22 protein-coding genes are annotated in these 22,745 nt (G+C 66.6%); 20 read left to right on the plus strand and 2 right to left on the minus strand.

All coding sequences use genetic code 11. The annotated features are described in order from the left end of the window. Window positions 1-40: 40 nt before the first annotated feature. From WJ12_RS22275 to WJ12_RS22320, 10 genes are all read left to right on the plus strand, one after another. Window positions 41-313, plus strand: a complete 273-nt coding sequence (locus WJ12_RS22275) for a hypothetical protein (RefSeq protein ID WP_059559876.1) — start codon at window positions 41-43, stop codon at window positions 311-313. Then, window positions 310-1,812 (plus strand): TolC family protein, encoded by a 1,503-nt coding sequence (locus WJ12_RS22280; RefSeq protein ID WP_059559874.1) that lies wholly within the window; start codon window positions 310-312, stop codon window positions 1,810-1,812. Before WJ12_RS22275 ends, WJ12_RS22280 begins: the two co-directional genes overlap by 4 nt. Window position 1,813: 1 nt before the next feature. After that, entirely contained in the window at window positions 1,814-3,109 is a 1,296-nt protein-coding gene (locus tag WJ12_RS22285) for a multicopper oxidase family protein (RefSeq protein WP_059559871.1), read from the plus strand. A gap of 68 nt (window positions 3,110-3,177) precedes the next feature. Next, complete coding sequence (locus tag WJ12_RS22290) at window positions 3,178-3,525, plus strand: copper-binding protein (protein ID WP_049035864.1); 348 nt, start codon at window positions 3,178-3,180, stop codon at window positions 3,523-3,525. A gap of 14 nt (window positions 3,526-3,539) precedes the next feature. Next, window positions 3,540-3,920 carry a copper homeostasis periplasmic binding protein CopC gene (gene copC / locus WJ12_RS22295; protein ID WP_059560093.1) on the plus strand — a complete coding sequence of 127 codons (381 nt, stop codon included), beginning with the start codon at window positions 3,540-3,542 and terminating at the stop codon, window positions 3,918-3,920. After that, complete coding sequence (locus WJ12_RS22300; RefSeq protein ID WP_059559868.1) at window positions 3,917-4,858, plus strand: CopD family protein; 942 nt, start codon at window positions 3,917-3,919, stop codon at window positions 4,856-4,858. The genes copC and WJ12_RS22300 overlap by 4 nt, the downstream gene beginning before the upstream one ends. A 212-nt stretch (window positions 4,859-5,070) precedes the next feature. Next, entirely contained in the window at window positions 5,071-6,876 is a 1,806-nt protein-coding gene (locus WJ12_RS22305; protein WP_059559866.1) for an ExeM/NucH family extracellular endonuclease, read from the plus strand. A gap of 694 nt (window positions 6,877-7,570) precedes the next feature. Beyond that, window positions 7,571-9,418, plus strand: coding sequence for a S10 family serine carboxypeptidase-like protein (locus WJ12_RS22310; RefSeq protein ID WP_049033867.1), 1,848 nt, complete (start codon window positions 7,571-7,573; stop codon window positions 9,416-9,418). 43 nt (window positions 9,419-9,461) lie between these two features. Beyond that, the gene (locus WJ12_RS22315; protein ID WP_049033869.1) at window positions 9,462-9,893 is read left to right on the plus strand and encodes a hypothetical protein; all 432 of its coding nucleotides are present in this window, start codon (window positions 9,462-9,464) and stop codon (window positions 9,891-9,893) included. 23 nt (window positions 9,894-9,916) lie between these two features. Then, the gene (locus WJ12_RS22320) at window positions 9,917-10,216 is read left to right on the plus strand and encodes an MmyB family transcriptional regulator (protein WP_226103872.1); all 300 of its coding nucleotides are present in this window, start codon (window positions 9,917-9,919) and stop codon (window positions 10,214-10,216) included. A 96-nt stretch (window positions 10,217-10,312) separates the two neighbouring features. Here the strand turns inward: WJ12_RS22320 and WJ12_RS22325 are convergent, their stop codons facing one another. Next, the gene (locus tag WJ12_RS22325; protein WP_059559863.1) at window positions 10,313-11,791 is read right to left on the minus strand and encodes an aminotransferase class V-fold PLP-dependent enzyme; all 1,479 of its coding nucleotides are present in this window, start codon (window positions 11,789-11,791) and stop codon (window positions 10,313-10,315) included. A gap of 542 nt (window positions 11,792-12,333) precedes the next feature. On the opposite strand from WJ12_RS22325, the gene WJ12_RS22330 reads away from it, so the two are divergent. The 9 genes from WJ12_RS22330 (at window position 12,334) to WJ12_RS22370 (ending at window position 20,889) form a co-directional block, all read left to right on the plus strand. After that, window positions 12,334-13,587: an MFS transporter gene (locus tag WJ12_RS22330; protein WP_034188470.1), complete on the plus strand. Its 1,254-nt coding sequence runs from the start codon at window positions 12,334-12,336 to the stop codon at window positions 13,585-13,587. A 117-nt stretch (window positions 13,588-13,704) separates the two neighbouring features. Continuing rightward, window positions 13,705-14,634 (plus strand): LysR family transcriptional regulator, encoded by a 930-nt coding sequence (locus WJ12_RS22335; protein WP_034188469.1) that lies wholly within the window; start codon window positions 13,705-13,707, stop codon window positions 14,632-14,634. A 115-nt stretch (window positions 14,635-14,749) separates the two neighbouring features. Beyond that, a complete protein-coding gene (locus WJ12_RS22340; protein WP_034188468.1) occupies window positions 14,750-15,244 on the plus strand; it encodes a cupin domain-containing protein in 495 nt (164 codons plus the stop codon). 37 nt (window positions 15,245-15,281) lie between these two features. Then, window positions 15,282-16,301, plus strand: coding sequence for a hydroxyquinol 1,2-dioxygenase (locus WJ12_RS22345; RefSeq protein ID WP_034188467.1), 1,020 nt, complete (start codon window positions 15,282-15,284; stop codon window positions 16,299-16,301). A 48-nt stretch (window positions 16,302-16,349) separates the two neighbouring features. Beyond that, complete coding sequence (locus WJ12_RS22350; RefSeq protein WP_059559861.1) at window positions 16,350-17,816, plus strand: aldehyde dehydrogenase family protein; 1,467 nt, start codon at window positions 16,350-16,352, stop codon at window positions 17,814-17,816. 7 nt (window positions 17,817-17,823) lie between these two features. Next, window positions 17,824-18,891 (plus strand): maleylacetate reductase, encoded by a 1,068-nt coding sequence (locus WJ12_RS22355; RefSeq protein WP_059559858.1) that lies wholly within the window; start codon window positions 17,824-17,826, stop codon window positions 18,889-18,891. A 62-nt stretch (window positions 18,892-18,953) separates the two neighbouring features. After that, window positions 18,954-19,265, plus strand: a complete 312-nt coding sequence (locus tag WJ12_RS22360) for a YciI family protein (protein ID WP_034188464.1) — start codon at window positions 18,954-18,956, stop codon at window positions 19,263-19,265. Window positions 19,266-19,268: 3 nt separating this feature from the next. Beyond that, entirely contained in the window at window positions 19,269-19,604 is a 336-nt protein-coding gene (locus WJ12_RS22365; protein WP_059559855.1) for a Rieske (2Fe-2S) protein, read from the plus strand. Between the two features lie 196 nt (window positions 19,605-19,800). Then, window positions 19,801-20,889 (plus strand): porin, encoded by a 1,089-nt coding sequence (locus WJ12_RS22370; RefSeq protein WP_059559853.1) that lies wholly within the window; start codon window positions 19,801-19,803, stop codon window positions 20,887-20,889. 67 nt (window positions 20,890-20,956) lie between these two features. On the opposite strand, the gene WJ12_RS22375 is transcribed toward WJ12_RS22370, so the two are convergent. Then, window positions 20,957-21,616 (minus strand): glutathione S-transferase family protein, encoded by a 660-nt coding sequence (locus WJ12_RS22375; RefSeq protein WP_059559850.1) that lies wholly within the window; start codon window positions 21,614-21,616, stop codon window positions 20,957-20,959. A 122-nt stretch (window positions 21,617-21,738) separates the two neighbouring features. Here WJ12_RS22375 and WJ12_RS22380 point away from each other — a divergent pair, with 122 nt between their 5' ends. Beyond that, on the plus strand, window positions 21,739-22,554 hold the full coding sequence (locus tag WJ12_RS22380) for an AraC family transcriptional regulator (protein ID WP_059559848.1): 816 nt from the start codon (window positions 21,739-21,741) through the stop codon (window positions 22,552-22,554). Window positions 22,555-22,745: the final 191 nt, after the last annotated feature.

Consider the following 22,745-nt stretch of genomic DNA (forward strand, 5'->3'; position numbering starts at 1 on the left):
CGCACCCGGTCCGCCGGACGACTCACGACGAGATATTTTCATGCGACTGATCACTGCGGCGCTGTTGAGCGCGGCGGCCTTCATGCCGTCGCTCGCGCCTGCGCAAACCCCGTTGCCCGATCCGGCGGACGCCGCCGCGTCGGTGCCGGACGTCACCGTGACGTCCGCGTTCGACGGCTACCGGCCGTATCGCGACGACGAAGGCCCCGGCTGGAAACAACTGAACCGGGACGTGACGGAGCGGCCCGCGAAGCCCGGCAATGCGGCGCGCAACGGCGGCGCGCATGCGACGCACGGAGGGGCCGCGCGATGACGAACCTGGCGATATCGCCGAGGATCGGTGCGGCCGCGGTCGCGCTGGCGTTCCTTGCGGGCTGTACGACGTTTTCGAAGGATGGCGGTTTCGACGCCGTGTCGTCCGCCGCATCGGAACGCATCGGGAAAGACGCGGTGGTCGTCAGGACCGATGCCGACCGCGAGGCCGTCGACAGGCGGACGCAGGAACTGCTGGCCAGGCCGCTGTCGATGGACGATGCGGTGCAGGTCGCGCTGCTGAACAACCGCGGCCTGCAGGCGTCGTACGCCGAACTCGGACTGTCGGAGGCCGACCTCGTGCAGGCCGGCCGGTTGCCGAACCCGCGCTTCGCATTCAGCCGCACGCGCGCCGGCGACGGCGAACTGACGCTCGGTCGCACGTTGTCGGCGAACGTGTTCGCACTGCTGACGATGCCGCTCGCGACGAACATCGAACGCCGCCGCTTCGAGCAGACCAGGCTCGAAACGGCCGATGCGATGCTGAAGGTGGCGGCCGACGCGCGCCGCGCCTACGTGGAAGCCGTCGCCGCCGGGCAGGCCGCGAACTATGCGCAGCAGGTGCGCGACGCCGCGAGCGCGGCCGCCGAACTCGCGCAACGCATGCGGCAGGCCGGCAACTTCAGCCGCCTCGATTACGCGCGCGAACAGGCGTTCCAGGCGGACGCGGTCGCGCTGCACGCGAAGGCGCGCCAGCAGGCGCTGGCCGCACGCGAGAAGCTCACGCGCGCGATGGGGCTGTGGGGCGAGCGCACGCGGTACGCGCTGCCCGAGCGCTTGCCCGACCTGCCGAAAGCGCGCCCGAACCTGCCCGATCTCGAACGCTTCGCGATGAGCAACCGCTTCGACATCCAGGCCGCGAAGCTGCAGACGCAGGGCGTCGCGTCGTCGCTCGGCCTGAGCAAGGCGACACGCTTCGTCAACGCGGTCGATCTCGGCTACGTGAACAACTACGAAACCGGCAAGGGCCACGAGCACGGCTACGAGATCAGCGTCGAGATTCCGCTGTTCGACTGGGGCGGCGCGAAGGTCGCGCGCGCCGAGGCCCTCTACATGCAGTCGGCGAACCGGCTCGCGAAAACGGCGATCGACGCGCGCTCCGAAGTGCGCGAATCGTACGCGGCGTACGTGACGAGCTACGACGTCGCGACCCACTATCGCGACGAAGTCGTGCCGCTGCGCAAGACGATCTCCGACGAACTGCTGCTGCGCTACAACGGGATGCTCGCGAGCGTGTTCGAGCTGCTGGCCGACGCGCGCGAGCAGGTCGGCGCGGTCAACGGCTACATCGATGCGCTGAAGGACTACTGGCTCGCCGAAACCGATCTGCAGATGGCCGTCGGCGGTCGCTTGCCGTCATCAGGCGCTGCGCCGCGCGCGGCGAATGCCGCCGAACCGGCACCCGAAACCACGCCCAGGGCCGACGCTGCCGCGCAGCCGGTCTCCACTCCCGCGGCGCCACCGGCGCCCGCGACGCAAACGCATCCGGAAGGTCATTGACATGGTGTCCCGTCGACAATTTCTCAGCGGCTCGGGCGCCGCGCTGCTCGGTGCGGCGATGGTCAGCAAGGCCGGCGCCGCGTCGCTGCCCGAAGCGCCCACGATGGCGAAGACCGGCACGCAGCCGCCGCTCGTGCCGCCGAACGGCCGCCCGTACACACCCGTCGCGACGCTGAACGGCTGGTCGCTGCCGTGGCGGATGAAGAACGGCTGGAAGGAGTTCCACCTGACGGCCGAGCCCGTCGTGCGCGAGATGGCGCCCGGCATGAACGCGAACCTGTGGGGCTACAACGGCCAGTCGCCGGGCCCGACGATCGAGGCCGTCGAAGGCGACAAGGTGCGCATCTTCGTGACCAACCGGCTGCCCGAGCATACGACGATCCACTGGCACGGGCTACGGCTGCCGAACGGGATGGACGGCGTCGGCGGCCTCACGCAGCCGCACATCCCGCCCGGCAAGACCTTCGTCTACGAGTTCCAGCTCGAAGCGCACGGCACCTTCATGTATCACCCGCACGCCGACGAGATGGTGCAGATGGCGATGGGGATGATGGGCATGTTCATCGTGCACCCGAAGGATCGCGGCACGATGCCGGTCGATCGGGATTTCGTGTTCCTGCTCGCCGCGTACGACATCGACCCGGGCAGCTACACGCCGCGCGTGAACGAGATGACCGACTTCAACATGTGGACTTTCAATTCCCGCGTGTTCCCGGGCATCGATCCGTTGCCGGTGCGCGCCGGCGACCGCGTGCGGATTCGTTTCGGCAACCTGACGATGACGAACCATCCGATCCACCTGCATGGTTACAGCTTCGAAGTGGCCGGCACCGACGGCGGCTGGATTCCGCCGGCCGCGCGCTGGCCCGAAGTGACGGCCGATGTCGCGGTGGGGCAGATGCGCGCGATCGAGTTCACCGCCGATCGTCCGGGCGACTGGGCGTTCCACTGCCACAAGTCGCACCACACGATGAATGCGATGGGCCACCAGGTGCCGAACCTGATCGGCGTGCCGCAGAAGGATCTCGCGCAGCGTATCGGCAAGCTCGTGCCCGACTACATGGCGATGGGCAGCACGGGCGGCGCGATGGGCGGGATGGAAATGCCGTTGCCCGACAACACGCTGCCGATGATGACGGGCACGGGCCCGTTCGGGCCGCTGGAGATGGGCGGCATGTTCACGGTCTGCAAGGTGCGGCAGGGGCTCGGCCGCACCGACTATCGCGATCCGGGCTGGTTCCGGCATCCGAAGGGCACCGTCGCCTACGCATACACCGGCGAATTGCCGGACGGTTGAGCAGCAGCATGCGGCGGCCGTGCGTATGCGGCCGCCGGTTTCCATTCACTCACACGGGAGTCGACACGATGAAGAAGGGACTGGTTTTGATGGCAACGGGTTGCGCGCTGGCGTTTTCCGTCGCGTCGTACGCGGCCGGCGACATGGCCGGCATGGACATGAGCGGCGGCGCGAAGCAGGGCGCCGACGCGGCGCAGCGCATGTCGCACGGCGAAGTTCGCAAGGTCGATGCGGCCGCGGGCAAGCTGACGATCAAGCACGGCCCGCTCGAGAACCTCGGGATGGAGGCGATGACGATGGTGTTCAAGGTGAAGGACCCGGCGATGCTGTCCCAGGTCAAGGCCGGCGACAAGATCGACTTCGTCGCCGAAGAGGTGGGCGGCGCGCTGACCGTCGTCGAACTGAAGAAGCCGTGACGCGGAGCGCGAACATGACGATCACGATGCTCAAGCGGCTGGCCGGCTTTGCCGCGGCCGGCGCGATCCTCGCGGCCGCGCCTGTCGCGGCCTCGGCGCACGGCAAGCTGGAAAGCGCCGCACCGGCGACGGGCAGCACGGTCGACGTGGCGCCCGACACCGTGCGGCTCGCGTTCAACGAAGACCTCGAACCTGCATTCAGCTCGGTGAAGGTGTCGGACGCGAACGGCAATGCCGTCACGCGGGACAAGGCGAAGGTCGATGCGTCGAACCCGCGCGTGATGACGGTCGCGATGCCGAGGCTCGCGCCCGGCGCATACACGGTGCAATGGGTGGCGATGACCGCCGACGCGCATCGCACGAAGGGCACCTATACGTTCCGGGTGAAAGGATGAACGACGGTATCGTCGGCCTGCTGCGGCTCGTGGCGGTAGCGATCCAGAATGCGGGGTTCGCCGTCGTCGTCGGTGCGCTGCTCGGCGGCCGCTGGCTCGCGCTTGGCGCGTCGGCATGGCAGCACGGGATCGGGCGACGGCTCGTCGCGACGCTGCGGATCGCGTCCGCCGTGTCGCTGCTCGCGAGCGTCACCGCGTTCTGGGCGCACTGCGCGTTGATGAGCGAAGTGCCGTTGTTCGAAGCGGGGCCGGCCGTCCGCGCGATGCTCGCGGGCACGGGCTTCGGTCATGCATGGCTGGCCGGCGCCGTGTTCATGCTCGTCGTCGTGCTGCTGGCGTTCGTCAGGCGCGCGAACGACACGCGTTTTCCGTTCGCGATGTGGGCCGCGCTTGCCTGCGTCGCGCTTGCGCGCAGCAACGGCGGGCATCCGGTGGACGCAGGCCTGTTCAGCGTGCCCGTGTGGATCGACTGGCTGCATCTGCTGGCGATCAGCGCGTGGGTCGGGCTCGTGCTCGTGACGGCATTCGGCGTGATGCCGCGACTCGCCGGCATGCCCGCGAGCGAACGCGCGACGGGCGCATCGTTCGTGCAGTCGCTGTCCGATGCGTCGACGTATGCGCTGGTCGTGCTGTTCGCGACCGGCGCGTACAGCGGCTGGCGCGGCGTCGATACGCCGGCCAACCTGCTCGTGTCGACGTACGGGCAGATCCTGCTGCTGAAGCTTTCGCTCGTGTTGATCGCAGCGGCGCTCGGCGGCCATAACCGTTTCTTCGGGATGCCGAAGCTGTTGGCCGCGCTGCGAGACCCGGCTGCCGCGATGCCGGCCGTCTCGTTGAAACGGTTTGGCGCCGTGTTGCGGATCGAGGCGGTCGTGCTCGGCGGCGTGCTGATGGTGGCGGCCGTGCTCGTATCGAGCGCGTTGCCGGGAACGGCCTAGCGCGGCGATGCGGCGGCGACGGCGCGGGGGAATCGTCCGGAGCACGGAGGCGTTCCTGCCAGCCGATTGCCCCGCATTTCCGGGCCCGAACATGCGATCGGTGGGGATCGCGGCGTGATGACGGGCATTACGTCGGCCTGTCTTTTCATTACCAAAAACTGTCATTGAGCGCCGCTAAGCTTTCGCCACCCTCACAACCGGGATTCCCCGTCATGCGCTCGACAATCCGCCTGTTTGCCCCGCTATTGTTGCTTCCGACGCTTGCCGCGCCGGTATTTGCCGCTCCCGTCAGCCCGAACTGCGGCGGCAGCACGACGCCGATCGCCGATATCCAGGGGCCGGGCGCACCGTCGCCGCTCGCCGGCCAGAACGTGTCGGTCGAGGCGGTCGTCACCGCCGATTTCGGCGGCACGGACGGCTTCGGCGGCTTCTTCGTCCAGCAGGCCGACGCGCAACGCCGCAACCAGCCGGGCGTGTCCGAAGGCCTGTTCGTCTATGCGCCGAAAGCGCGCGCGAAGGCCGGCGATCTCGTGCACGTGACGGGCAAGGTCGAGGAGAAATATGGCCAGACGCAACTGACGCTGTCGGGGGCGATCGCGGTGTGCGCGAACGGCCAGACGGTCACGCCCGCGACGCTCACGCTGCCGGTCGACAGCCCGAACGCGTTCGCCGCGTACGAAGGGATGCGCGTGCGCCTGCCGCAGACGCTGAACGTGACCGACAACTACGAGCTCGGTCGCTACGGCAGCGTGATGCTCAGCAACGGCCGCTTGCGTACGCCGACGAGCGTCGTGCCGCCCGCGCAGGCGCAGACGCAGATCGATGCGAACGCACGCAACCGCCTGATCCTCGACGACGGCTCGAACAAGCAGAACCCGGCGACCGTGCCGTATCCGGCACCGGGCCTGTCGGCCGCGAACCCGCTGCGCGCGGGCTACACCGTGCGCGACGTCGAAGGCGTGCTCGAAGTGCGTTACGGCGCGTGGCGCGTGCAGCCGCTGCCCGGCGCGGCCGTGCCGGCGTTCGACACGCGTCCGAATCCGCGCACCAACGCGCCCGCGCGCGATCCGAAGTCGAACCTGCGCGTCGCGTCGTTCAACGTGCTCAACTATTTCAACGGCAACGGGCTCGGCGGCGGCTTCGACGATCCGAACAACCGCGGCGCGAAGACGTTCCAGGAATTCCAGCGTCAGGAAGCGAAGATCGTCAGCGCGCTGAAGGCGATCGATGCCGACGTGATCGGGCTGATGGAAATCCAGAACAACGGCTACGGCGAACTGAGCGCGGTGCGTCAGCTCGCGGCGAAGCTCGGCAACCACTGGCGCGTCGTCGATCCCGGCTCGTCACGCCTCGGCGGCGATGCGATCGCGGTCGCGATGATCTACGATAGCCGCAAGGTCGAACCGGTCGGCCGCGCGGCGACGCTTGCAATCGACGACAAGAACCGCCAGCCGCTCGCGCAGTCGTTCCGCCTGGTCGACGGCAACAAGCAGGCGCTGACGGTGGCCGTCAATCACCTGAAGTCGAAGAACTGCCCGGACGCCGCGAACGACGATCTCGACCAGGGCGACGGCCAGGGTTGCTGGAACCCGACGCGCACGCGCGCGGCGACGAAACTGGCCGACTGGCTGGCCGGCAACCCGACGGGCGTCGCGGGCCAGGGCGTGCTGCTGATCGGCGACTTCAACAGCTATACGTACGAGGACCCGATCCGCGCGCTCGAATCGCGCGGCTACCGCAACCTCGTCGCGCGCTGGATTGGCGCGAATGCGTACAGCTACGTGTACAACGGCGAAGCCGGCTATCTCGATCACGCGCTCGCGACGCTGCCGCTCGCCTCGCACGTGAAGGCCGTGCACGAATGGCACATCAACGCGGACGAGCCGCTCGCGCTGCAGTACACGCTCGCGTACAAGTCGGCCGAACAGCAGAAGACGTTCTATGCACCGGACGCCTATCGTTCGTCGGATCACGATCCGGTGCTGATCGATATCGCGCTCCCGGGCGGCAAGAAATAATCGACAATCGACGTGCCGCAACCGACGACGTGCGGCGACGCCGCATGTCGTCATCCGCCCGGAAATGCCGGCCGGATATCGAGTAAATAATGCCGTCAAGCCGGATTGAAATTAATGGAATCGGTATTTTATGGGCGATGCGGCGCGTATCAGCATGGCGATTGAAGAAAGGTTGAAGCGAATCGAATCCTGGCGTGATGGGTGAAGGTTGCCGTGCTGTATTAATCGATCACAGATAATAAAAATGAAAGAAAAATCCTGTCGATCTGAAGGTTTCGTCATCGTCGAGTCAATGCAGGAAGGGCTTCCGGGTTATGCGAGAAAAGTAAAATATTCGGCCCGGTATTACCGATAAAGCGCAGCTTGCACGAATAATTCCGTTTTCTTTCAAATGCCAGACACTGTCCGCCCTTCGCATCATTGCGGGATTTTTAATATCCGAATGATCTTTGACAACGCGGCGCAGCACCGCCTATTTTGTCGATGTCGTAAATTTCGGTAATCAGAATAGAAGTCCAAACTGCAGGGGGCGGTTCAAGCACGATTCTCGCCAGCAGTTTGCTGTGTCTGTATCACGTTCAGTCTCTTGAAGCAGTCCGATCCCAACCGCCTTTTGCGCGAGTGGCGGGTGTTGCTGCGCGTCTCGTCGGCGAAGGCGGCCTTTGTGAAGCGGTATCCGAACCAAAGGACAGAGATGAAACCAGACAGGAGCTGTACCGGCAGCCGCCGTGCTCGTCACGGCCGGATGGCCGGGCTGGGCGTAGTGACCGTCATGACACTGGCGCTCGCGGCCTGCGGCGGCGACGATTCGTCGTCCGTCGGCGCGTCGAGCCTCGCGCAGGCCACGGCCAGCCAGCAGGCCAGCGCGCAAGCGGCCGGCAATCAGGCGCCGGCGGCCAACCAGCCGTACATCGACCCCGTCGCCTACTCGATGAACGCGACCGACGGTCTCGCCGCGGCGCAGGTATCCGAGAAAGCGGCCGTCATGCATTACCAGTGGAAATCCGGCGGCACGACGGTCAACTACACGACGACCACCGGCCACCTGACCGCGCAGGATGCGAACGGCAATGCGGAAGCGTCGATGTCGTACGTCGCGTACACCGCGCCGAGCACCAACGGCAAGCCGCGCCCCGTCACGTTCGTCTATAACGGCGGCCCCGGCTCGTCGTCGATCTGGCTGCGGCTCGGCTCGTTCGCGCCGACACGGGTGGCCACGCCCGATCCCGGGTTCGGCACCACCTGGCCGAACTATCCGCTCGTCGACAATGCCGAGAGCCTGATCGACACCACCGACCTCGTGTTCATCGACCCGCCCGGAACGGGGCTGTCGGAAGCCGTGTTGCCGAACACCAACCAGAAGTACTGGGGTTCCGACGCGGACGTGAACATCATGCGCGATTTCATCCAGCGCTACCTGAACGTCAACAGTCGCGGCACGTCGCCGATTTATCTGTACGGCGAATCGTACGGCACGCCGCGTACCGACATGCTGGCGCTCGCGCTCGAATCGGCCGGCGTGCACCTGACGGGCATCGTGCTGCAGTCAGCCATCCTGAACTACTTCGCGGATGCGGTGGAAGCGGTGGCGATCACGCAGTCGACGGAAGGGCTGCTGCTCGAAACCGATACGGTGGCCGGTTACCTGCCGGGCTATGCGGCGGTCGCGGCGTATTTCAACCAGGTCTCGCCGGCGCCGGTGAACCAGGGGTTGTACGCACTGCAGACGGAACTGTTCACGACGCTGATCTACAACCAGCTGCAGAAGTACTCGCAGTCGTGGGTGTTGAGCCAGCTCGGCATTCCGGATGCGCTCGGCACGCCGGTGTTCCCGAGCGATGCGACGCTCAGGCTGTGGTCGATCCCGTCGAGCCTCACGCAACAGGCGCTGCGCGGCTACTTCAACGCGAATCCGTTCGGCACGAGCCTGCTGCCCGGCACGACGATCGGCCGGTATGACGGACGCGTGTCGTTGCCGAATTCCGATCCGCGGCTGCAGGACGACGGCGACCCGTCCGACATCCTGATCTCGCAGCCGTTTACGAACGCGCTCGCGACGCAGATGCCGGATTACCTCGGCTACTCCGCGCCGAACGCGACCTACCTGCCGCTGAACGACAACATCATCGGCGTCTGGGACTTCTCGCACGACGGCCAGCCGATGCCCGACACGATCCCCGATCTGCTCGGTGCGCTGCAGTTGAACCCGAAGCTTCGCGTGCTCGCGGAGAATGGCTATCACGATCTCGCGACGCCGTTCTTCAACACCGAGAAGCAACTCGCGCGGTTGCAGACGGTGAAGGGCCTCAATCCGAAGCTGCAGGTGAACTTCTTCCAGGGCGGTCATATGATCTACCTGGACGACGTCGCCCGGCCGGAGATGAAGCGGGACCTGAAGACGTTCTACAAGGGCGCGCGGATTCCGACGGCGCTGACGCTGCACACGCTGCCGCCGCCGTGGCCGGACGAGAATCCACCGAGCGTGCCGACCGGCAGCGTCCCGGGCGCGACGGCCGGAACGACGCTGGCGGCGGCGCCCTGAGCGACGGACTCCTTGTCAAAGGAACCCTCTATTCATCCATTGAATGCGAGTGATCATGTCCCTAATCAAATTGATGCGGCGTATGTCTCCGTTGATCGTCCTCGGTGCCGTGACGAGCAGTGCCTATGCGTTGCCGCCGCAAGCGGTGGCGCCGGTGAAGCTGCCGCACGGTGGGCGCGGCGTCGACGGCCCGTTCTTTCCCGCCACGCGGGCGGCGCCGGTGTTGCCGTCGACCGGCGCGGCGCTGCAGCAGCAGGCGCAGCAGCGCGTCGACGCAAGGCTTGGCGGCAATACCGTGCTGAGCAACGGCGCGGCCGTGACGAAGGCGCAGGCGCAGAGCAGCGGCCTGGGTTTCGTGTCGAAGCACTTCGACGAGATCGATGCGAAGCACACCGGGCGTGTGACGATGAGCGACGTGCGGCAGTTCATCCAGCAGCGGCAGGTGCAGGCGCAGCAGGAACAGCAGGACGAGTGACGTAGCAGGCAGCGCGGCGGCCGGTGCGATGGAGAATCGCATCGGCCGCCGAATCTTCGGTAGCGCGCGTGCGGGATCGTCCGGCTTTATCAGATTTCGGCGGCGTAGTGAAAATCCGGAAGCGTGCGCCGGATGCGAGCAGCGTCGCATTCGCGCAAGGGTGGGACGCTCATGACGTGCGCAGCGGCGTGTCCGGCGAGAAGGTGCTCGTGCATGCGCAACGCGGCACGCAGCGCTATGAGTACGCGACGTTTCAGGCGAACGACGATCCCGCGCTGAAACTGGCGATCTACACGCCGATGAATGACGGAGAAGGGGGCTGATGCTGCGTTGGCCGGCATCACCTCGCGGTCATGCAACGCAGCATCGGCTTCGTGCGTGAACGCGGGTGACGCGGTATAGCGGGGAAGTGCGCGGGTTCAGGCCGTGCGTCGCGCGGACAGGCGATTCCACAACAGGCCGGAGCGGCTGCCGCTTCGGCAATACGCGAGCACCGGCTTCTGCAGCGTGTCGACCAGTGCGCCGAACGCGTCGATCTCCGCGTCGCCGATCTGGTCGCGCTCGACCGGCAGGTAGCGTGCCTCGAGGCCCAGTTCGCGGGCGGCGGCGGCGATCTCGTCGAACGCCGGCTGATCGTCGCCTTCGCCGTCGGGCCGGTTGCAGATGACCGAGCGGAAGCCGGCATTGCGGATCGCCTTCAGGTCGGCCGGCGTGATCTGGCGCGACGCGGAGAACCCGTTCGCCGCCGTCGCGCGGCACTGCTCGATCGCCTTGCGGAAACACGCGATCGCGAAGTCGACGTCCTGCTCCGTCGTGAAGCGGCCGAAGCTGATGCGCACCGTGCGGCCGGCCGTTTCCGCATCGAGGCCGAGCGCGGTGAGCACGTGCGACGGTGCGCCGCTGGTCGAGTTGCACGCGGAGGTCGACGAGACGGCGAGCGCTTCGCCGAGCATGAACGGGAAGAAGCCCGGTGCGTTCACGGTCAGGCTCAGCGTATGCGGGATGCGGCGCGCGGCGGCTGCATTCTGCGTGACGTCGCCGAGCGCGAGCAGCGCGTCGGTCAGGCGTGCGCCGAGCGCGGCGATCCGTGCGGTTTCGCCGTCGAGCTTGTCGGCGGCGAGTGCGCATGCGACACCCATGCCGACGATCTGATGCGTCGCGAGCGTGCCCGAGCGCAACCCGCGCTCGTGACCGCCGCCGTGAATCTGCGGTGCGATGCGATCGGCGATCTCGCGGCGCACGAACAGCGCGCCGATACCCTTGGGCCCGTAAACCTTGTGCGCCGACATCGACATCATGTCGATGCCGAGCGCGCGCACGTCGATCGGCGTCTTGCCGAGCGCCTGCGCGGCGTCGACGTGGAGCAGCGCGCCCGCGGCGTGCACGAGGCGGGCGATCGCGCCGATGTCGGTCAGCGTGCCGATCTCGTTGTTCACGAGCATCAGCGACACGAGGCCCGTCTCGGGACCGATGGCGGCCGCCACCGCGTCGGCGGTGATCTCGCCGTCGCGCGTGGGCGTCAGGAACGTGACCTGCGAGCCGTGCTTCGCCAGGCTGGCCATCGTGTCGAGGATGGCCTTGTGCTCGATGCGGCTCGTGATCAGGTGGCGCTTGCCGGCCGCGTTTTCCGCATAGCCTTTCAGCGCGAGGTTGTTCGATTCGGTGGCACCCGACGTCCAGACGATCTCGTCGGCATCCGCGCCGATCAGTGCGGCGACTTGCGCGCGTGCTTGCTCGACCTTGTCTTTCGCCAGCCGGCCGGCGGTATGCGAGCTCGACGCGGGGTTGCCGAAGATGCCGTCGAAGCCGAGGCAGGCCGTCATCGCGTCGATCACGCGCGGATCGGCCGGCGTCGTGGCGGCGTAGTCGAGGTAGTGCAGCGGGTGGATGTCGCTCATTTCCGTCTCTTGCTCATTGCATGGTGACGGAAATGATACGGGGGACAGAAGGGAAAAAGGATCCAAAGTTGGCTGGTAATTCCGCCTGATATGAAATGACGTTTTATTCTGATGCTAAATTGGGGAATTTGGTTCTCATTCGATGCGAGGGCCTTTCTGTCCGGATGAGACGCGCGCCCTCCCGCGTTCCCGGGTGGTGCTGTATCCGGGCGCTTGCAAGTCCATGAGGGATTCCCCGATGCGGCGCGCGTGAGCGCCGCTTCAACACGGCGTCGACGCGCGCGACGCTTCCCTGCCGCTCCTTCCCGCCCGCCGTTCCCGATTATTTGCGTTTCGCGAATGGCGCGTTCGCTGGTTGTTCCATACCCGATTCGCGGCCATACCCCTATCGTGGCGACGTCGGCCGGGCGAATTCGACGCGTCGAATCCGGACGCTAGCCGGCACTTCATTGCGATTCGCATCGCACACAAAAACCATCGGACCGGACCCACGCGCAGGCGCTGCGGCGCGCGCGGGCGAACCGGCGTCCACGGAGACGGACATGAAAGCAAACGAGTGGGATACCGCATACGAGTGGAGGGCAGTCACGTTGCTGGCGCTCGGTTTCGGGCTGGTCGGCCTCGACCGCTGGCTCATCGCGCCGCTGTTTCCTTCGATCATGAAGGACCTGAACCTGACCGCGCAGGACGTCGGCAACTGCATCGGCGTGCTCGGCCTGTCGTGGGGCATCTTCGCGGCGCTGATGGGCGGCATCTCCGACAAGATCGGCCGCAGGAAGGTGCTGATTCCGGCCATCATCGCGTTCTCGCTGCTGTCGGGGTTCTCGGGGCTCGCGGGCGGGCTGCTCGGCCTGATGGCGATTCGCGGGCTGATGGGCGTCGCGGAAGGCTCGTTCTGCCCGACCAGCTTCGCGGCGACGGCCGATGCGTCGCATCCGCGGCGGCGCGGCCTGAACCTCGGGCTGCAGCAAAGCGGTTTCGCGTTGTTCGGTCTCGCGCTGTCGCCGATCATCGCCACGCAGCTGCTCGGCTTCGTGTCGTGGCGCTGGGTCTTTGCGCTGGTGGCCGTGCCCGGCCTGGTGCTCGGCGCGATCATGTTCTTCGTGATTCGCGAGCCGAAGGTGGTAAAGGAAGTCGCCGCGGAACGTGCGCCGGCGTCGCTCGGCCATGTACTCAAGAGCCGCAACATCCTCGTCGCGATGGCCGCACTGTGCTGCGCGATGACGGGCGTCTTCGTGCTCGGCGCGCTGCTGCCGCTGTACCTGACCGATTACCTGGCGCTCGGTACGCAGAAGATGGGCCTCGTCGTCTCGGCGATCGGCTTCGGCGGTTTTCTCGGGCAGTTCGGGTTGCCGGGTCTTTCCGATCTGGTCGGCCGCCGCATCGCGAGCATCGTCGGTTTCGCGGGAACGGCCGCGATGCTCTACCTCTTCCGTGGTCTCGGCCCGCAGCCGCTCGCGCTGTTCGGCGTGCTGTTCGTCGCATCGTTCTTCACGCTCGGGCTGGTGTCGCTGCTGTCCGGCCCGGTCGCGACCGAAGCCGCACCGGTCGGCCTCGTGTCGACGTCCATCGGCGTGGTGGTCGGCGTCGGCGAGATCTTCGGCGGCGGCATCGCGCCGGCGCTGGGCGGTTATGTCGCCGCACACTTTGGCATCCAGAACATTCTGTGGTTGCCGATGTGCGCGGTCCTGCTCGGTATCGTGGTCAGTCTGCTGTTGAAGGAAACCGCGCCGGCCGTGTTGCAGCGCCGCGCGGTCGTGCCGCCGGAGCTGGCGGCCGGAGAGCAATCGCGGTAACGCGCGGTGCGCCGCGCAATTGACATCGATTCGGCGACACTGTGACGCTTTTCACATGACACAGCCCGATTCCCGCGCGGGTAGACTGCCGGTTTCGCTGTCGAAAAAGGGCGCGGTATGGACCGGTTCCTGAGCATCGAGGCATTCGTGAGAGTGGCCGAGGCGAGCAGCTTCGCGGAGGCCGCGCGGCAGCTGGGTGTGACGAGTTCGGTCGTGACGAATCGCATCCAGCAGCTCGAGAAGTTCGTCAACGCGCCGTTGTTCCATCGCAGCACGCGCCACGTGCGCCTGTCGGACGTGGGCGAGACGTTCTATCGCGAGTGCGCGGAGGTGGTCGGGCGCGTCAACGAGCTGACGGACCAGATGCGCGAGCTTCGCGCGACGCCGACCGGGCGGCTGCGTATCCAGATGCTGCCCGGCTTCGCGCTCGATCACTTCGGCGCGCCGCTGGCGGCCTTCAATCAGCGCTACCCGGGCATCCAGCTCGACATCATCGTCAACGACCGTGTGGTCGACCCTGTCGAAGAAGGGTTCGACATCGCGTTCCAGATCTTCCCGCCGATTTCCGAATCGCTGATCGAGCGACGGCTGTTCACGGTCCGGCGTCTCTTTTGCGCGGCACCCGCCTACGTCGACGCGCATGGTGCGCCACAACATCCGCGCGAATTGCTGCAGCACACGACGGCGCTGTATTCGGGCTATCCGTCACGTAACCGCTGGACCATGACGCGCGGCGACGAGGTCGTCGAAATGGAGCTGCCGGGCATGATCCGCTCGAACTCCGTCCACCTGCTGCGCGAATACGCACTGACCGGCGGCGGGGTCGTCTGTTTGCCGACGCTCGTGGCGAGCGACGCGCTCGTCGCGGGCCGCCTGGTGCCGATCCTCACCGACTACCAGCTCGCGCCACTGAGCTTCGCCGCCGTTTATCCCGCGACGCAGCGACAGGCGCTGAAGGTCAAGGCGCTGGTCGAATTCCTCGCCGAATACATCGGCGACGAATCGCCGTGGGATCTCCCGCTGCTGGCGCGCGGCTGGGTGCGTTGAGCCGCGCGGATTATTCGCGAAACGCAAATGCCGTAATCGCCGTCCGTTGCCTTGTTGCTGCCGTGCGTTGCCCCTAGAGTGGAATCCAACAAGCGGTTCAACTCAGGAGACAGCAATGACCAGCACGGCATTCCACACCGTCTTCGGCTCGCTCGACGGTTACCGGAAGGGCGAGATCGAAATCACCAGCGGCAGCGCGCAGCACTACGCCTTCTCGAACGTCTTCGAGGTGGCATCGAAGTCGGCCCCTTATGAAAAGGTCGTCGCCGGCAAGAATCTCGAATACGTGATCGAAGTGTTGAGGACCGACGGCCAGTCGCCGTGGTTCGCCTGTGCGCACGACGAGTTCACGATCCAGATGGACGGCGAAGTCCGGATCGATTTCATCAAGCTCGACCACCCGCCGAGATCGGGCCGCGGCACCGTGAGCGCCGGCCCGCAGCCGGCCGGCCGGAACATGGGGTACGTCGTGTTGCGCCAGGGCCATCAGGCACTGCTGCCGGCCGGCTGCGCGTATCGCTTCACCGCGAGCCGGCCGGGCGTCGCGCTCGTGCAGACCGTCCTCGGCGAATTGTCCGTCGAGAAGTGGGCCGAGATCTGCCTGCACTGACCTTCCGACCTCATTCGACTATTCCAGGAGACACGTTATGGCCACCCTCGACACCCTCGATCCGTCCACGGGCTTTGCCGCCGATCTGGTGCGATCGACCGACGCCGATGCCGTGACCGGCTACCGCCGCTTCCAGCTCGGCGAATTCGAATTCCAGCGCGACGAATACTTCGTGAAGATCAGCTGGCCCGCGAAAGGCCAGACGCGCACGCATGCGATGCCGGCGGATGCGTTCCTGCGCGCGATGATGCGTGACGTCGCCTGGGGCTTCTTCTACGGCTGGGTGAACTTCGACCACGTGTTCGGCACGCGCAATCACTACGGCAAGGTCGACATGTATGCGGGCACCTTCAACGGCATCCTGAAGGATGCCGGTGTCGACTATACCGAGACCTTCGACACGCCGACGATCATGGCGACCTTCAAGGCGATGCTGCACGACTGGACGAACGAAGGCTTCGATCCGTTCGCGGCGCCCGAGGAAACGGGGACCGCGTTCGGCCGCAAGCACGGCGACAACGGCTCGGCGATCGAGCGCACGCGTATCGCGACGCGCCGCATGCCGGGCCTCGAAGGCGATTCGCCGCTGCGCGACGCACTGCCGGTCAACCGCGCGTTCCTCGACGTCGCGCAGGACGAGCCGGACGTGCACGTCGAGCCGGGCTTCGAAGGCGAGCTGCACGCGTTCAACCTGTTCAAGTACCTGTCGCGCTCGGACGTGACGTGGAATCCGTCGGTGACGTCGGTGTGCGGGCGCAGCCTGTTCTGCCCGACCACCGAGGAATTCATCCTGCCGGTGTTCCACGGCAACGACCGCGTCGAATGGTTCCTGCAACTGTCCGACGAAATCGTGTGGGACATCGGCGACAAGAATACCGGCGCGCCGCGTGCGCGCATCACGATGCGCGCGGGCGACATCTGCGCGATGCCGGCCGACATCCGCCACCAGGGCTATTCGACGAAGCGGTCGATGCTGCTGGTCTGGGAAAACGCGACGCCGGACCTGCCGCGGCGCTACGAGAGCGGCGAGCTTGCGCCGTACCCGATCGCGTTCTGAGCCGCGCCAGCGACGGCTTCCGCTTCAGCCCTACACCGAGGACGATTCATGCAAACCCAACTCTTCATCGACGGGCGTTTCGTCGACGCCGTCGAGCGCGGCACGATCGACGTGCTAAACCCGCACGACGGTGCCGTCATCGCGAAGATCGCGGCGGCCACCGCGGCGGACGTTGACCTGGCCGTCGAAGCCGCGACGCGCGCCTTTCCGACATGGTCGGCGATGCCGGCGGCCGAACGCGGCCGTCTGCTGCTGCGCCTGGCCGATGCGATCGAAGCCAACGCGGACGAACTGGCGCGCCTCGAATCGCTGGATACCGGTCACCCGATTCGCGATTCGCGTTCGCTCGACGTGCCGCGCACGGCCGCGTGCTTTCGTTATTTCGGCGGCATGGCCGACAAGCTGCAAGGCTCGGTGATCCCGGTCGAGACCGGTTTCCTGAACTACGTGCAGCGCGCGCCGATCGGCGTGGTCGGCCAGATCGTGCCGTGGAATTTTCCGCTGATGTTCACGAGCTGGAAGATGGGCCCGGCGCTGTCGGCCGGCAACACGGTGGTGCTCAAGCCGTCGGAAATCACGCCGCTGTCGACGCTGCGCATCGTCGAGCTGATGGCGGAAGTCGGGTTTCCCGCCGGCGTCGTCAATATCGTGCCCGGTTACGGTCATACGGCAGGCCAGCGGCTCGCCGAACATCCGGGCGTCGGCAAGATCGCGTTCACGGGGTCGACCGCGACCGGCCGGCGGATCGTCGAAGCGTCGCAGGGCAACCTGAAGCGCGTGCAGCTGGAGCTGGGCGGCAAGGGCGCCAACATCGTGTTCGACGATGCGAACCTCGATGCGGCGATCAACGGCGCTGCGTGGGCGATCTTTCACAACCAGGGGCAGGCGTGTATCGCGGGCTCGCGTCTCGTGCTGCACGAACGGATCGCGGATGCGTTCCTCGAGCGCTTCGTCGCGCTCGCGTCGTCGATCCGCATCGGCAATCCGCTGGATGCGAATACCGAAATGGGGCCGCTCACGTCGAAGCAGCACCTCGAGCGCGTGCTGTCGTATGTCGACGTCGCGCGCGAGCAGGGCGGCCACGTGCTCACCGGCGGCAGCGCGCCGCAGGATCCGGCGCTCGCCAACGGCTACTACGTGCGCCCGACGGTCATCGAGGCGAAGCGCGCCAACGATCGCGTCGCGCAGGAGGAAGTGTTCGGCCCGTTCGTCACCGTGTTGCGCTTCGGCAGCGACGAAGAGGCGCTCGCCATTGCCAACGCGACGGAATACGGGCTCGGCAGCGGCCTCTGGACCCAGAATCTCTCGCGTGCCCACAAGATGGCGTCGCGGATCAACGCCGGCATGTGCTGGATCAACTGCTACAAGCGCGTCAATCCGGGCAGCCCGTTCGGTGGCGTCGGCAAGTCGGGCTACGGCCGCGAGATGGGTTTCGAGGCCATGCACGACTACACGGAAGCGCGATCGGTGTGGGTCAACGTCGACGGCAACGTGCCGCCGCACTTCAAGCGCTGAGGTTCGCATGGAGCGCTTCGTCTATCAGGGCACGCCCTCCCGCGTGGTATTCGAATGGGGGGCGCTCGACAGGCTGCCGGACGAGCTGGCGACGCTCGGCGCCCGCCGCGCGCTCATCCTGTCCACACCCGAACAGCGGCCTCTCGCCGACCGGGTGACGGACATACTGGGCGAGCGCGCGGCCGGCGTGTGCGCGCAGGCCGTCATGCACGTGCCGGTCGACGTCGCGCGCGCGGCCCGCGAGATGGCCGCCGAACGGGGCGCGGACTGTTGCATCGCGATCGGCGGCGGGTCGACGATCGGGCTGGGCAAGGCCATCGCGCTCGAATCGCCGCTGCCGATCCTGGCCGTGCCGACGACGTATGCCGGCTCGGAGATGACGCCGATCTACGGGCTCACGGAAGGCCGCCTGAAGCGCACCGGGCGCGATGTGCGCGTGCTGCCGCGTACCGTGCTGTACGACCCGTCACTGACGGTGTCGCTGCCGCCGGGTATTTCGGCGGCGTCGGGCGTCAATGCGATCGCGCATGCGGTCGAGGCGCTCTATGCGGAAGATGCGAACCCCGTGATCAGCCTGATGGCCGAAGAAGCGATTCGCGCGCTCGGCGAAGCGCTGCCTGGCGTGGTGCGCGATCCGGCGGACCGGCCGATGCGCAGCCGCGCGCTGTATGGCGCGTGGCTCGCCGGGACCTGCCTCGGTGCGGTCGGCATGGCGTTGCACCACAAGCTCTGTCACACCCTCGGCGGCACGTTCAACCTGCCGCACGCACAGACGCACGCGTCGATGTTGCCGCATACCGCGCATTACAACCACGCGGCGGCGCCGGATGCGTTGCGTCGCGTCGCGCGGGCGCTAGGCGGGAACGACGCGGCCGACGCCGGCCCGTTGCTGTTCGGGCTGAACGAGCAGCTCGGCATCGCGCCGGCGCTCGCCGCGATCGGAATGCCGCGGGAAGGGCTCGACGAGGCGGCCGATCTCGCATGCAAGAACCCGTATGCGAATCCGCGGCCGATCGAGCGCGCGGCGATTCGCGCGCTGCTTCAGGACGCATGGGAAGGGCGTGCGCCGCGTTGAGCGGCGTGATGCGCCAATGGAGAAAGACTGATGAATGACCCCATCGACCGGAGCTGATCGTCATGGCTCGATTTTTCGCGGTATTGGCGACGGACCAGCCCGGCATGCGCGACGTGCGCGATCGTGTGCGGCCGATTCATCGGACCTATCTGCGTGCGGCCGCCGAGCACGGCGTGGTCGTGCGGCTCGGCGGCCCGACGCTCGACCCGCAGGGCGACGCGATGAACGGTACGCTGCTCGTCGTCGAGGCGGACGACATTCATGCGGTGATGCGGTTCGTTGGCAACGACCCGTATGTGAAGGAGGGGTTGTTCTCGCACGTGGAAGTGCGCCCGTGGGACTGGAGCCTCGGCAACCCCGAGCAGCGGGTGTGAGCGATGGAAGCGAGACGACTCTGCCGCGTTTCCGAGGTGCCCGACGGCGGCGCGCGCGTCGTCGACGAAGCGTGCCTCGGGCGTCCCGTCATCGTCGTGCGGCGTGGCGAGCAGGTGTGGGCGTACGTGAATCGATGCCCGCACTTTTCCGTCCCGCTCGACTACGTGCCGGGCAATGTCTCCTGCTATCGGTCGCAGGTGCTGATGTGCGCACATCACAGCGCGCTGTTCCGCTTCGACGACGGCGTGTGCATCGACGGGCCGTGTGCGGGTGCCGGACTGGAAGCCGTGGCCGTTGACGTGGATTCCTCGGCGTGGGTCATTTCTCGAGAGCCGTGAATCACGGATCCTGATCGGCTCGGGTGCGACACCGGTTCACGTAAAGAATTTCAAGATAATCAATCAGTAAAACTAATCATGATTTTGATGGTGATGTAGCAGCCCGAATCAGGGCGATTTTCCACGAGGCAACAAGCGAGCACCCGCCGCCTGGCGCGGTGACGGGCTCGTATTTCCATAAAAAGACGGAGACAACATGAAACTCAGGTTTGGCGTATTCGCGGTGCTTGCCGTCGCGCAGGGCGCATGGGCGCAGAGCAGTGTGACGATGTTCGGTCTGATCGACGCCGGCATCTCGTATGTCAGCAACGAGGGCGGCGGCAAGAACGTCAAGTTCGACGACGGCATCTATGCGCCGAATCTGTTCGGCTTGCGCGGCACCGAAGACCTCGGCGGCGGATATCGCGCCGTGTTCGCGCTCGTGAACCAGTTCTCGATGGCGAACGGCAGCATCGTCGGGACCGGGATCTTCGGGCGCAATGCATACGTCGGCCTCGACAGCGACCGGTTCGGCAGCATCACGCTGGGGAATCAATACGACTTCATGGTCGACGCGCTTTTCAACAAGGGGAATGCGATCGGGCGGGACATCTCGGGGCTGTACGGTTTCAGGAACGGGCCGTTCCAGCGTCTCGCGCTGCCGGGCAATCCGACCGGCGCGTTCGACTGGGACCGCACGGCAGGCAGCAAGCCGATCGCGAATTCGGTCAAGTACACGTCGCCGACGGTCTCGGGCTTTTCCGGCGGCGTGATGTATGCGTTCGGCGGGGTGGCCGGCTCGATCGGCGCGGACAACGCCGTCAGTGCCGGCGTGAACTACGAGATGGGCGCTTTCGGCGTGGGCGCGGCATACACGAACGAGAAATATGGCTCGGCGCCGGGTGTGCCGTCGACCAGCGTGCGCAACTGGGGCGTCGGCATGCACTACGACTTCGGTGTCGTGAAGGCGACGGCACTGGTGACCACCGTGCGGAATGCGTTCAACGATGCCGGTGTGTGGATGGCGGAAGCAGGCGGCCTGTGGCGGATCAGGCCGGACGTCGTCCTGGGCGCGAAGTACATGTACATGAAAGGCAACGAAGCGGTGAACGACAACCACGCGCATCAGGTCAGCGTGGCGCTTCAGTACCTGTTGTCGAAGCGGACCATGGTGTACGTGTCGGCCGATTACCAGCGCGCCAATAGCGGCGCGAATGCGCAGGTGAATGGCGTGCTCGATCCGAACGGTGCGTCGAGTTCGGCAAGTCAGACGGTGGCTCGGCTCGGGTTGCATACGGTGTTTTGAGGGAGCGGAGCCGACGCCGCACGACGGTGCGCGGGTCCGGCTCCGTCGCGTGCGACGGTTCCCGGCGTCAGCCGGCCGATGCGGCGGCCGCCTTCACCTTGTCCTGCTCCGCCGCCAGCGCCGCATCGGCCGCCTGTGCGCGCTGGATGGCGGGGCGTGCGAGCACGCGATCGAGATAGTGGCGCACCGCCGGCGTCTCGGGCATCAGTTTGAACATCGTGATCCAGTTCAGCGCGGACGCCCACAGCACGTCCGCTGCGGTGAAGCGTTCGCCGAGCAGATAAGGCCCGTTGGCCAGTTGCGCGCCGATCGTGTCGACGACGGTATCGAAGTCGCCGTAGGGTGACGTCGAATACGGAGCAGGCGGCCGGTTCATCGATCGATCGACGATGGCCGGCTCGAAGCACGATCCGTAGAACACCATCCAGCGCAGGTACGAGCCGCGCAGCGGATCGCCCGTTGCCGGCGCCAGGCCGGCTTCCGGATACAGTTCCGCCGCATAGAGATAGACGGCGGCCTGCTCGGTGACGACCACGTCGCCGTGGCGCAGGGCGGGCACCTTGCCCAGCGGATTGATCGCCCGATAGGCGGGCTCGCGATGCTGGCCGGCGGACAGGTCGAACGCGTGCAGTGCATAGTCGGCGTTCAGTTCCTCGAGCAGCATGCGGGCGCCGGCCGACCGGCTGCGCGGCGAATGGTAAAGGATCAGGTGGCGGTCTGGCGGCATGGCGGACTCCATGGCGTGGTCGGGAAGCGGGCGTCCAATGTAGGCCGGCGCGCGCGGCATCGTCTTGGAAAAATCCGCTGTGGCGGTGCATCATCACGGTATTCCCTCTCGCCGTTCACACCATGTCCGACCTGCGCAACGTGACCGATAGCCCCAAGGGCGTGGTCGGCCCTCGGGCCGCCCTGCAGCGCTTCCGCCTGAATCGCTACTATCCGTGCGCCGCACTGGCCGGCGTGCTCGATCACCACTGGATCGTCGAATGGGATTTGCGCGACCAGCCGCCCCATGTGCAGCGCACGCTGCCGTATCCCTGCGTGAACCTGGTGTTCGACCGGCGGCAGACGGGCATTTTCGGCGTGGTGTCCGGCGCATTCGAGACGACGCTGGCCGACACGGGGCGCGTCATCGGGCTGCGATTCCAGCCCGGCGCGTTTCGGGCGTTTTTCGGCAAGCCCGTGCATCTGATGACCGACAAGGTGCTGCCGGTGTCGACGCTGCTCGACTGCAGCGATGCGCAGGCCGAGGCGGCGGTGCTCGGTGCGCAGGACGATGCGGGCATGGTGTCGGCCGCGGAGTCGTTGCTGTTGCGCGTGCTGCCGCCGCCCGATCCTCAGGTGGAGCGTATCCACGGCTTGCTGCAGATGCTGCAGCAGGACATCGGCATCACGCAGGTGCGCGATCTGGCCGAACGCGCCGGCTTGAGCGAGCGCACGCTGCAGCAGCTCTTTGCCGACTACGTGGGGGTGACGCCGAAGTGGGTGATCTGTCGATATCGCCTGCACGAGGCGGCTGACCGGCTGGCCGGCGGACAGCCGGTCGATCTGGCTGAACTGGCGCAGGCGCTTGGCTATTTCGATCAGGCACACTTCACGCGCGATTTTCGCAAGCTGGTGGGGAAGGCGCCGGCGGAGTATCGGCGGGAGGACGGGCAGGCATGAGTGTGTGGATGCCCGATGGGCGCCGCAGCGCACCCCCCGTTGGTTGTTGTCGGCCGGGCAACACGGTAGTGTGCCCGTGGGCCTGCCGCCGCGCCGACAACGAACCTATGATGGGGCGAGCCGGCCCTCGGTGACGGTCAACACCGAGGGGTGCGCTGCCGATCATTCCACCCTATAGTGCTCGTCGTTGA

The sequence above is a fragment of the Burkholderia seminalis genome (assembly GCF_001718535.1).
In the GTDB taxonomy this organism is placed as follows: domain Bacteria; phylum Pseudomonadota; class Gammaproteobacteria; order Burkholderiales; family Burkholderiaceae; genus Burkholderia; species Burkholderia seminalis.

What these genes read in the sequence shown, in the direction of transcription:
- WJ12_RS22315 (WP_049033869.1), top strand. Translation starts at nt 9,462, where the DNA reads ATGCGAGTGATCATGTCCCTAATCAAATTGATGCGGCGTATGTCTCCG.
- WJ12_RS22340 (WP_034188468.1), top strand. Translation starts at nt 14,750, where the DNA reads ATGACCAGCACGGCATTCCACACCGTCTTCGGCTCGCTCGACGGTTAC.
- WJ12_RS22310 (WP_049033867.1), top strand. Translation starts at nt 7,571, where the DNA reads ATGAAACCAGACAGGAGCTGTACCGGCAGCCGCCGTGCTCGTCACGGC.
- WJ12_RS22290 (WP_049035864.1), top strand. Translation starts at nt 3,178, where the DNA reads ATGAAGAAGGGACTGGTTTTGATGGCAACGGGTTGCGCGCTGGCGTTT.
- WJ12_RS22305 (WP_059559866.1), top strand. Translation starts at nt 5,071, where the DNA reads ATGCGCTCGACAATCCGCCTGTTTGCCCCGCTATTGTTGCTTCCGACG.
- WJ12_RS22300 (WP_059559868.1), top strand. Translation starts at nt 3,917, where the DNA reads ATGAACGACGGTATCGTCGGCCTGCTGCGGCTCGTGGCGGTAGCGATC.
- WJ12_RS22350 (WP_059559861.1), top strand. Translation starts at nt 16,350, where the DNA reads ATGCAAACCCAACTCTTCATCGACGGGCGTTTCGTCGACGCCGTCGAG.
- WJ12_RS22345 (WP_034188467.1), top strand. Translation starts at nt 15,282, where the DNA reads ATGGCCACCCTCGACACCCTCGATCCGTCCACGGGCTTTGCCGCCGAT.
- WJ12_RS22355 (WP_059559858.1), top strand. Translation starts at nt 17,824, where the DNA reads ATGGAGCGCTTCGTCTATCAGGGCACGCCCTCCCGCGTGGTATTCGAA.
- WJ12_RS22335 (WP_034188469.1), top strand. Translation starts at nt 13,705, where the DNA reads ATGGACCGGTTCCTGAGCATCGAGGCATTCGTGAGAGTGGCCGAGGCG.
- WJ12_RS22370 (WP_059559853.1), top strand. Translation starts at nt 19,801, where the DNA reads ATGAAACTCAGGTTTGGCGTATTCGCGGTGCTTGCCGTCGCGCAGGGC.
- WJ12_RS22380 (WP_059559848.1), top strand. Translation starts at nt 21,739, where the DNA reads ATGTCCGACCTGCGCAACGTGACCGATAGCCCCAAGGGCGTGGTCGGC.
- WJ12_RS22285 (WP_059559871.1), top strand. Translation starts at nt 1,814, where the DNA reads ATGGTGTCCCGTCGACAATTTCTCAGCGGCTCGGGCGCCGCGCTGCTC.
- WJ12_RS22375 (WP_059559850.1), bottom strand. Translation starts at nt 21,616, where the DNA reads ATGCCGCCAGACCGCCACCTGATCCTTTACCATTCGCCGCGCAGCCGG.
- copC (WP_059560093.1), top strand. Translation starts at nt 3,540, where the DNA reads ATGACGATCACGATGCTCAAGCGGCTGGCCGGCTTTGCCGCGGCCGGC.
- WJ12_RS22365 (WP_059559855.1), top strand. Translation starts at nt 19,269, where the DNA reads ATGGAAGCGAGACGACTCTGCCGCGTTTCCGAGGTGCCCGACGGCGGC.
- WJ12_RS22275 (WP_059559876.1), top strand. Translation starts at nt 41, where the DNA reads ATGCGACTGATCACTGCGGCGCTGTTGAGCGCGGCGGCCTTCATGCCG.
- WJ12_RS22325 (WP_059559863.1), bottom strand. Translation starts at nt 11,791, where the DNA reads ATGAGCGACATCCACCCGCTGCACTACCTCGACTACGCCGCCACGACG.
- WJ12_RS22360 (WP_034188464.1), top strand. Translation starts at nt 18,954, where the DNA reads ATGGCTCGATTTTTCGCGGTATTGGCGACGGACCAGCCCGGCATGCGC.
- WJ12_RS22330 (WP_034188470.1), top strand. Translation starts at nt 12,334, where the DNA reads ATGAAAGCAAACGAGTGGGATACCGCATACGAGTGGAGGGCAGTCACG.
- WJ12_RS22280 (WP_059559874.1), top strand. Translation starts at nt 310, where the DNA reads ATGACGAACCTGGCGATATCGCCGAGGATCGGTGCGGCCGCGGTCGCG.